A 9,133-nucleotide genomic window follows, 5' to 3' on the forward strand; every position below is an offset into this window, starting at 1 on the left:
CCGTCTGAAACCGCCGATACCCCGCACACGCCGTTCCCTCTCCCGCTTGTGGGGGAGGGCTAGGGTGGGGGCTTATGCCGCTGCGGCAATTTTTGCAGGACATCAGCGAAAAGCGGTTCTGCCAACCGCCACCCCCTCCCCAACCCTCCTCTGCGCAAGCGCAGGGGAGGGAGCAGATTGCAGTTTCCCCGAAGGCAGCCTGAAACCCAGCCCCCCAACCGCCCCCAACAGGAAACCCCAACCATGAACAGCAAAACATTCCTCCGCCACCTCGCCGCCTATCTCAAAACCCACAGCCCCCACCCCGATGCCGTCTGGCAAAAAAACACCCTCCTGTTCCAACAAAACGGCGCAACCTACGGCGAAATCGCCTTCACCGACATGGGTTGGGAAAACAGCCTCAGCCTGTTCTGCTACGCCTACAACACCGAAATCGGCGGGCACATCGTCCAAACCCTGTCCCCCTATATGCGCCCCAACGAGCCCGACGAATTCAACCTTATCTTTCGGCAAGACGCCGTCAACTTCATCGCCCAACTGCCCGAAACGAAAGAGCAAGCCGAGCCGTATTGCGCCGACATCGCACGATACATAAAAGAGCAATGCCTGCCCGTTATCCTCGCCGTGCACCAAGCCCCCGCCGACCTGCTCCGATGCCTCGTCGAGCATCCCGGGCAATTCCGCTTCAAAGCGCTCGTCGCCGACTTTATCGTCCGCCGCCACCAACTCGCCGCCGACCATCCCCTCGTGCAAAACCTGTTTGCCCGCCCGTTTCCCGAACACACCGCGCCCAACGCCCCGTTTTCCACCCTCGACTGCATCTTCAAAGAACGCCTCACGCAGCCTGAAAACCAACGCACCGCCCACCCCGTTTACGACCCCATGCCCGATTTTGCCGACAGCACATACGGCAGCTACATGGACGACATCGCCGACCTCTCTGCCGTGTTCGACTGCCGCTGGATGTTCGTGCGCCTGAACTACGTTCCCGACGGATGCGAAGCACAGCGCGAATACTATCTGGAAGCGGGACAACGCGCCTTGCGCCAATACGAAGCCCTCTACCGCTTCTACGACGCGCACGGACTCTCCGCCAAACGCCTGAGCGGCGGCGACGGCAAAATCATCAAAGACCCCGTCTATCCCGCCGACCTCACCGCCGAAGGTCTGCGCTTCGCCCGCACCGCCCACCACTGGCAGGACACCAAAGGCGCGGCGAAAAACCCGCCCGATGTGAAATATTTGGAAAGAAAGTTGAAAGAGATGCGGGCGCAGGAAGGGGGCGGAGAGGCCGTCTGAAAAGCCCGCAGGCCGTCTGAAAGTTCTGTTTGGGATGTTCAGACGGCCTCAAAGCAGACGCATTTTTCATCGCACGCAAAACCGAAGTTTTCAAAACCAAGCACATCCGCCACAACGGCAAAGGCCGTCTGAAAGCCCGAAAATGTCCCTCACTCCCGAACAACTCCATCTCCCCTACCGCCAAACTGCCCTGCGTGCCCGACTCGACCGCGCGGGCGTTGTTTTCCAATTCGGCGTCTGGCAAGCCGAACCGCACGGCGACCCCGAAACCGTCCACGCCGCCGCGCTTCATGCCCTGTTCGCGCACACCCTGCAAGAGTGGCACGATGCGCAGGCGGCGCGTGCCGGTGCGTTTGTGCGCGAACGTCTTGTCGCTGCCAAAAACGAAAACGCGCGCGAAAAAATCCGTCGCGCCGTCGGACAAAACCCGTTTCCGCCGCTCACCTTCCATCCCGAAACCGCCCGCAGCGTGCCGCTCGATATCCGTTTCCTGCAAAGCACCGACAGCCTGCGCCCGCACCGCGACTATGCGCAAACCGTCCGTCCGCACAGCCGCGCCGCCGCCCAAAGCGAATTTGACCCGCAAAACTGGTTTGTCCGCCTTTACCGCGATTTCAACGAACCGCCCTACGGTTTGGGCGATTTGTCCGATACCGGCCGCCGCGCCCTGTGGACGGACTTCTGCACGCAAACGGGGCTGCTGCCCGATCGGGGCGTAAGCGTGCGCGACTGGGTGCGGCACAACGGTTTCGACAGTAAAGGCAGGGCACAATCGGCCCGCCATCCGCTGAGCAGTTATTTCGACGACAGTTTGGAATGGTGGGGCATCTGGTGTCTTACCGTGCACAATCCCCGCCGCGGGAAAGTCGCCGCCGTTGTCGCCAGCGTAACGGATTAAAACCGCTCCGCCCGCGCCGAAGCCGTGTTTTCAGACGGCCTTTGAGGCCGTCTGAAAACACTTATAGAGCGCGTAGGATGCCGCCCCGCGACGCACGCGGTTTATGCGGTATCGGCCGTTCACATTAAGGCCGTCTGAAATCCGTAGCAGGTGCTTTCAGACGGCCTTTGAGGCTGTCTGCGCAGCGTAAGGAAATGGCGAAGCGGAAAAACAAAGCAGCCTGAAAAGCCGGTTTGTCCGCTTTCAGGCTGCCTTGTTGTCTGCCAAACCCTAGGGCGTATTGACAATCAACATTTTGGCGGCTTTTCCGTCCTAAAACGGCATCTGCCGCGTTGAAAATACTCGCCTATGGGCGGCATAGGCTCGCATTTTCGCCTTCATCTGCCGTTTTATGCCGCAAAATCTGCTTCAAAAGTTGAATGTCAACACGCCCCAAGCCGCTTAAAGTCCGTCTGAAAACGAGTTCAGCAGCGGCACGTTCAGTTCGGCGAAATCGCGCGTGTTGCGCGTTACCAGTGTCAAATCGTTGCGGATGGCAGTGGCGGCAATCAGCGCGTCGTTGTAGGGGCGTTGGTCGGAAACGTGCAGGCGGGCGCAGATGCGGGCGGTGTGGCGGTCGATGGGCAGGATGCGGCTGTCGAAGGTGGGGACGACGGTGTCGTTCAGCCAGCGTTGCAGCCGCGCAAACTGCGCTTCGCCGCCGCGGTGGCGCACGCGCAAAATGCCCTGTTCGATTTCCAGCAGGGTGATAACGCTCAGGTAGCAGTCGTCCAAACGGATTGAGTCAAACCACGCCAAAAACTGCGGCGGCGTGTGGCTGCTTCGGATTTTGCGGATTTCGGACAACACGTTGGTATCCAGCAGATACATCAGAACAGTTCCTCACGGTCGGCAATCGGGCAGCGCGGAAACTCCACTTCGCCCACAAATTCCAAATCTTCCACGCTCATGCCGAGCCGCTCGGCATTGCTTTTCGGGTGTTTGTTCAAAGCACGGTACGCCGCATAGTTCATCAGTACATAGGCGGGCTCGCCGCGGTCGGTGATGCACACGGGGGCGGTGTCGCTCATGTTTTTGGCTTTGGCGACGTTTTGGTTGAATTCGCGGCTGCTGATGGTCTGCATAATGGTCTCCGTTTCAAATGTAGCAACGTGCGGATATTGTAGCAGGGCAAGGGGAAAACAGACAAAAAGGCCGTCTGAAAAAGTGCGAAGCACGTTTCAGACGGCCTTCTATCTTTTCAGACGGCCTCAGAGGCCGTCTGAAAAAGCAAAAGCGGGGCGCGGGTTTATTCCCACTCGATCGTGGCGGGCGGTTTGCCGCTCACGTCGTACACCACGCGGTTGATGCCTTTGACTTCGTTGATGATGCGGTTGGACACGCGGCCGAGCAGGGAGTAGGGCAGCTCGGCCCAGTGGGCGGTCATAAAGTCGCTGGTAATCACGGCGCGCAGGGCGACGACGTAATCGTAGGTGCGGCCGTCGCCCATCACGCCGACGGATTTTACCGGCAGGAATACGGCAAAGGCCTGGCTGGTGAGGTCGTACCATGAAGTGCCGTTTTCGTCGGTGGTGTTGCGCAGCTCTTGGATGAAGATGTCGTCGGCCTGGCGCAGGAGGTCGGCGTATTCTTTTTTCACTTCGCCGAGGATGCGCACGCCGAGGCCGGGGCCGGGGAAGGGGTGGCGGTACACCATTTCGCGCGGCAGGCCGAGGGCGACGCCCAACTCGCGCACTTCGTCTTTAAACAGGTCGCGCAGCGGCTCGAGCAGTTTGAGTTTCATGTTTTCGGGCAGGCCGCCGACGTTGTGGTGCGACTTGATGGCGTGGGCCTTGTTGGTTTTCGCGCCCGCGCTTTCGATAACGTCGGGGTAAATTGTGCCTTGCGCCAGCCATTTGGCGTTGGTGAGTTTTTTCTCTTCTGCGTCAAATACTTCAATGAATTCTGCGCCGATGATTTTGCGTTTTTGTTCGGGGTCGGTCACGCCGGCGAGTTTCGCCATAAACTGTTCGCTGGCGTCCACGTGAATCACGCGCACGCCCAAGTTGTCGGCAAACATTTTCATCACGTTTTCGGCTTCGTTCAGGCGCAGCAGGCCGTGATCGACAAACACGCAGGTGAGCTGGTCGCCGATGGCGCGGTGAATCAGCGCGGCGGCCACGGAAGAATCGACGCCGCCGGACAAGCCCAAAATCACTTCGTCGCTGCCGACCTGCTCGCGGATTTTGGCCACGGCTTCGTCGATGTAGTTGGGCATCGTCCAGCTTGGTTTGGCTTCGCAAATGTCCAAAACAAAGCGGTTGATGAGGGCGCGGCCTTGTTTGGTGTGGGTAACTTCGGGGTGGAACTGGATGCCGTAAAACTGCTTGGCGGCGTGTTCCATCATGGCGATGGGGCAGGAGGGGGTGTCGCCGATGATGCTGAAGCCTTCGGGCAGCTTGGAGACTTTGTCGCCGTGGCTCATCCATACGTCGAGGGTGTTGGGCTGGCCGTCTGAAATGCCGCGTGTGAGTTCGCTGTCGATGGTTTTGACTTGGGCGTAGCCGAATTCGCGCTGGTTGCCCGGCTCGACGTCGCCGCCAAGGTGGTAGGCCATAAACTGCATGCCGTAGCAGATGCCGAGCACGGGGATACCCAAATCGAAAATGCCGGTGTCGGCCTGATAGTCGGAGTTGTAAACCGAATTGGGACCACCGGAGAGGATAATGCCTTTCGGATTGAAGGCTTTGATGGCGTCAAGCGGCATATCGTAGGGGTGCAGCTCGCAGTAAACATGGGCTTCGCGCACGCGGCGGGCGATAAGCTGGGTGACTTGCGAACCGAAGTCGAGAATAAGGATTTTGTCTTGGGTCATGGCGGTTTCGAGTGGATTTTGGGTCAAAAAAACGGGGCGGATTTTAACATAAAAGGCCGTCTGAAAGCCTGACGCAGGTTTTCAGACGGCCTCCGATGCCCGATGGGGCAGGGCGCTTATTTCACGCGCATATCGCCGGTTTCGACGAAACGCTGGTGCCACGACAGGGCTTCGTTCAGCAGGTGCGGCGTGTGCAGGCCGCCGCCGGATTTCTCGGCGCGGTCGAAGTAGTCGCGCAGCTGGTCGCGGTAGTCGGGGTGGGCGCAGTTTTCAATGATGAGGCGGGCGCGCTCGCGCGGGGCTTTGCCGCGCAAATCGGCCAGACCCTGCTCGGTAACCAGCACCATCACGTCGTGTTCGGTGTGGTCGTGGTGGGAAACCATCGGCACGATGCAGGAAATCGCCCCGCCTTTGGCTACCGACGGCGATACGAAGAAGGACAGGAAGGAATTGCGGGCAAAGTCGCCGGAACCGCCGATGCCGTTCATCATTTTGGTGCCCATGATGTGGGTGGAATTGACATTGCCGTAGATGTCGGCTTCGATCATCGCGTTCATGCCGATGATGCCGAGGCGGCGGATCAGCTCGGGGTTGTTGGTGATTTCCTGCGGGCGCAGGATGATTTTGCTGCGCAGCGCGTCGATGTTGTTGTTGAAGCGCTCGAGTGCGTCGGGGCTGAACGACAGGGCGGTGGCGGATGCGGAAAGCATTTTGCCGCTCAGAATCAGGTCGAGCATGCCGTCCTGCAATACTTCGGTGTAGCCGACCAAATCATCGAAGGGGCTGTCCTGCAAACCGGCCAGTACGGCGTTGGCAACGTTGCCGACACCCGATTGCAGCGGCAGCAGGTTTTTCGGCAGGCGTCCCATTTTGACTTCGTGCGAGAAGAAGTCGATGATTTGCGCGGCAATGCTCTTGGACATTTCGTCCGGCTCGGCGAATTTGCTGTTGCGGTCGGAGGCGTCGGTCAGCACGATGCCGACGACTTTGTCCAAGTCGCAAGTCATATAGGGCGAGCCGATGCGCTGGCCGGCTTCGGTCAGCATCAGCGGCTGGCGATTGGGCGGCAGGCCGAGGCTGTCGTAGATGTCGGCCATGCCTTCGAGTTTGGCATTTTGCTGCGCGTTGACTTCAATGATGATTTTTTTCGCGTATTGCAGCCAGGTAACGTTGGTGCCGACTGCCAGCGAGGGGATCAGTTTGCCGTCGGCGGTGATGCCCGCCACTTCGATAACGGCCACGTCCATGTCGCCGAAAAAGCCGGCGCGAACCTGCGGCTCGATGTGCGACAGGTGCACGTCTATGTAATAGGCGTCGCCTGCGTTAATCTGGTTGCGCATGGTGGGATCGGACTGGAAGGGGCTGCGGAAAGAAACGGCCTCGGCGCGGGCAAGCACGCCGTCGCATTCGTCGGCAGTAGAGGCACCGGTAATCATGCGGATTTTGTAGGGTTGTCCGGCCTGGTGGGCTGCCTGTGCTTTTTCGGCGATGGCAGTGGGAACGGCTTTGGGGTAGCCCGCGCCTGTAAAGCCGCTGATGCCGACGGTCATGCCGTTTTCGATAAAGGCGGCCGCCTGTTCGGCGGAAATGATTTTTTGGCGCAAGCCTTCGTGTTGCACACGTTCTGCTGCTTGGGTCATGAGGTTTTCTCCTTCAAATACATATAAGAAACCGCCCGTAAGGCGCGGGGTTGGAACAAATCCGGCCGCACGCGGGCAGGCCGGATGCTTCGGAATATATAGTAAAGGTTTGCCAGTGTAAAGTTTCCGCAAACATATGCCGCGCAGCATGGTTCGGCTTTAAAAAAACGCAAAGACTGCCGCCCTCCGCAGCCGATTTTTTCAGACGGCCTTTCTTTTGCCGGACAAGCTTGTATAATCCGCCCTTTCGTTTTTTCCGTTTCCCGCAAAGGAACTTTATGAAGCACACTCTGAAACTGAGTCTGACCGTATTGGCCGCCGCCTGCGCGCTGGCCGCCTGCAAACAGGAAACCGGCGCTCCCGCCGCCTCCGCCGCGCAAAGCGCTTCCGCCGCCCAATCCGGCGCGAAAGATCCTGCGGCATTGGGTACGCCCGAGCAGCAGGCCAGCTACGCCATCGGTATGGACATCGGCCGCAACCTCAAAAACCTGAAAGACCAGGGCGTGAGCCTCGATTTGAAAATGTTCAGCGAAGCCGTGCAGACTGTCGTAGAAGGCAAAGAAACCCGCATCAGCCCGCAGCAGGCCGAAGAAGTGCTGGTGGCATTCATTCAGAAAGAACAGGAAAAAGCCCAGGCCGCCGCTCAGAAAGAAGCGCAGCCCGCCTTGGAAAAAGCCAAAGCATGGCTGGCCGAAAACGGCAAAAAAGAAGGCGTGAAAACCACAGCCTCCGGCCTGCAATATAAAGTAATCAAAGAAGGCACGGGCAAACAGCCCAAGCCCGATTCCATGGTCAGCGTCACCTACACCGGCAAGCTCACCGACGGCACTGTGTTCGACAGCAACGCCGATGCCAAAGAGCCGATGGCCTTCCCGCTGCCCGTGATGATCAAAGGCTGGCAGGAAGCCCTGCCGATGATGAAAGAGGGCGCGGAATACACCCTCTACATCCCGCCCGAACTGGGCTACGGCGATATGCCCCCGCCCAACTCCAAAATCCCGAAAAACGCCGTGCTGGTGTTTGACGTGAAACTGGCGGCCACCGGCGAAATGCCGAAAGACGCGATGGTCGGCATGCCGCCGCCGGAAAGCAGATAAAGGCCGTCTGAAAAAACGTCCGGCTCCGTGCCGCAAAAGGCCGTCTGAAAGCCCCGCCGCGCTTTCAGACGGCCTCCCTTATCCGTTTTTCCCCGCGCACCATAACAACATGAAACACAACATTACCCTGTCTCCCGACAACGAAACTTTTGAGGCGGACGACGGCGAAAGCATACTCGCTGCCGCCCGCCGGCAGGGCTTCAACCTGCCGCACTCCTGCCAGAACGGTATCTGCGGCCAATGCAAAGCCCGCGTCCTCTCCGGCCGCTTCGACCAGGCCGAACACGCCGAACAGGCGCTGCCCGCCGAAGAGGCCGCGCAAAACCACATCCTCATGTGCTGCTGCTTCGCCCAGAGCGACATCAGCCTCGAAGTGCCCGGCTACCGCAGCGGCAAAACCCCGCCCGTCAAAACCCTGCCCGCCCGCGTCGCTTCCGTCGACTACATCGGCGACACCGCTATCGTCCGCCTCGACATGCCGAAAAAGCCGCCCTTTGTTTTTCTTGCCGGGCAATACATCGACATCCTGCTCAAAGACGGCCGCAGCCGCAGCTACTCCCTCGCCAACAGCCCCTCGCAAACCGCGCAGCTCGAACTGCACATCCGCCGCCGCGAAGGCGGCCTGTTCAGCGGCCTGCTGTTCGGCAACGACCCCGCCGTCCGTGAGAAAACCGTCATGCGCGTGCGCGGGCCGCTGGGCACGTTCGCCTTGCAGGAAGACGACGGTTCCCCGCTCATCCTCCTGGCTACCGGCACCGGCTACGCCCCCGTGCAAAGCATCCTGCACCGCCTGGCCGAACAGCAGTCGCCGCGTCCCGTCCACCTCTACTGGGGCGGCCGCACCGAAAGCGAACTCTACTTTGCCCGCGAAGCCGCAGCGCTTATAGGCCGTCTGAAAAACGCCCGTTTCACTCCCGTCCTCTCCCGCGCACCCGAAAACCGGCAGGGCGCGCGCGGTTACGTCTGGCAGCAGGCGCTGGCCGACTATCCCGACCTGTCCGGGCATCAGGTATACGCCTGCGGCTCCCCCGCCATGATTGCCGACGCGCAGCGCGTGTTATGCGAAAAAGGCCGTCTAAAAAGAGAAGCCTTCTTCTCTGACGCTTTTTCGCCCGCGCAGGCCGATACTGCCGCAGAGGCCGTCTGAAAGCGCAGCTTCGGCAAAACCGAAACCGCACGCACGTTTTTTCAGACGGCCTCCAAACCGCATAAGGCCGTCTGAAAGCATTTCTGACGCGGTAAAAATTGCCCGTCCTATGCGCTGCACCGCCACGCCCAAACAGGTATAATGCCGCCAACCCAATGATTCGGCGGATAAATGCTGCGATAAGCGTTTGCATCGCCC

At 59.7% G+C, this 9,133-nt stretch carries 8 protein-coding genes; 4 read left to right on the forward strand and 4 right to left on the reverse strand.

Annotated elements, in window-relative coordinates:
• The first annotated feature begins 243 nt into the window (after nt 1-243).
• Complete coding sequence (locus CGZ77_RS07220) at nt 244-1,299, forward strand: hypothetical protein (RefSeq protein WP_051040446.1); 1,056 nt, start codon at nt 244-246, stop codon at nt 1,297-1,299.
• A gap of 142 nt (nt 1,300-1,441) precedes the next feature.
• Nucleotides 1,442-2,197 carry a hypothetical protein gene (locus CGZ77_RS07225; RefSeq protein WP_009426588.1) on the forward strand — a complete coding sequence of 252 codons (756 nt, stop codon included), beginning with the start codon at nt 1,442-1,444 and terminating at the stop codon, nt 2,195-2,197.
• A 441-nt stretch (nt 2,198-2,638) separates the two neighbouring features.
• On the opposite strand, the gene CGZ77_RS07230 is transcribed toward CGZ77_RS07225, so the two are convergent.
• The 4 genes from CGZ77_RS07230 to CGZ77_RS07245 all read right to left on the reverse strand — a co-directional run bounded on the left by CGZ77_RS07230 (nt 2,639) and on the right by CGZ77_RS07245 (nt 6,691).
• The gene (locus CGZ77_RS07230) at nt 2,639-3,067 is read right to left on the reverse strand and encodes a type II toxin-antitoxin system VapC family toxin (RefSeq protein WP_094031072.1); all 429 of its coding nucleotides are present in this window, start codon (nt 3,065-3,067) and stop codon (nt 2,639-2,641) included.
• Nucleotides 3,067-3,321 (reverse strand): type II toxin-antitoxin system prevent-host-death family antitoxin, encoded by a 255-nt coding sequence (locus CGZ77_RS07235; RefSeq protein WP_036496308.1) that lies wholly within the window; start codon nt 3,319-3,321, stop codon nt 3,067-3,069. Before CGZ77_RS07235 ends, CGZ77_RS07230 begins: the two co-directional genes overlap by 1 nt.
• Before the next feature lie 164 nt (nt 3,322-3,485).
• Nucleotides 3,486-5,051 carry a glutamine-hydrolyzing GMP synthase gene (guaA, locus tag CGZ77_RS07240; protein ID WP_009426584.1) on the reverse strand — a complete coding sequence of 522 codons (1,566 nt, stop codon included), beginning with the start codon at nt 5,049-5,051 and terminating at the stop codon, nt 3,486-3,488.
• 116 nt (nt 5,052-5,167) lie between these two features.
• Complete coding sequence (locus CGZ77_RS07245) at nt 5,168-6,691, reverse strand: acetyl-CoA hydrolase/transferase family protein (RefSeq protein WP_009426583.1); 1,524 nt, start codon at nt 6,689-6,691, stop codon at nt 5,168-5,170.
• A gap of 278 nt (nt 6,692-6,969) precedes the next feature.
• On the opposite strand from CGZ77_RS07245, the gene CGZ77_RS07250 reads away from it, so the two are divergent.
• Both CGZ77_RS07250 and CGZ77_RS07255 read left to right on the forward strand, forming a co-directional pair.
• Nucleotides 6,970-7,788, forward strand: a complete 819-nt coding sequence (locus tag CGZ77_RS07250) for an FKBP-type peptidyl-prolyl cis-trans isomerase (protein ID WP_009426581.1) — start codon at nt 6,970-6,972, stop codon at nt 7,786-7,788.
• A gap of 109 nt (nt 7,789-7,897) precedes the next feature.
• Nucleotides 7,898-8,935: a 2Fe-2S iron-sulfur cluster-binding protein gene (locus tag CGZ77_RS07255; protein ID WP_009426580.1), complete on the forward strand. Its 1,038-nt coding sequence runs from the start codon at nt 7,898-7,900 to the stop codon at nt 8,933-8,935.
• Nucleotides 8,936-9,133: the final 198 nt, after the last annotated feature.

Origin of the sequence: Neisseria sp. KEM232 (assembly GCF_002237445.1) — a bacterium.
Classification (GTDB): domain Bacteria; phylum Pseudomonadota; class Gammaproteobacteria; order Burkholderiales; family Neisseriaceae; genus Neisseria.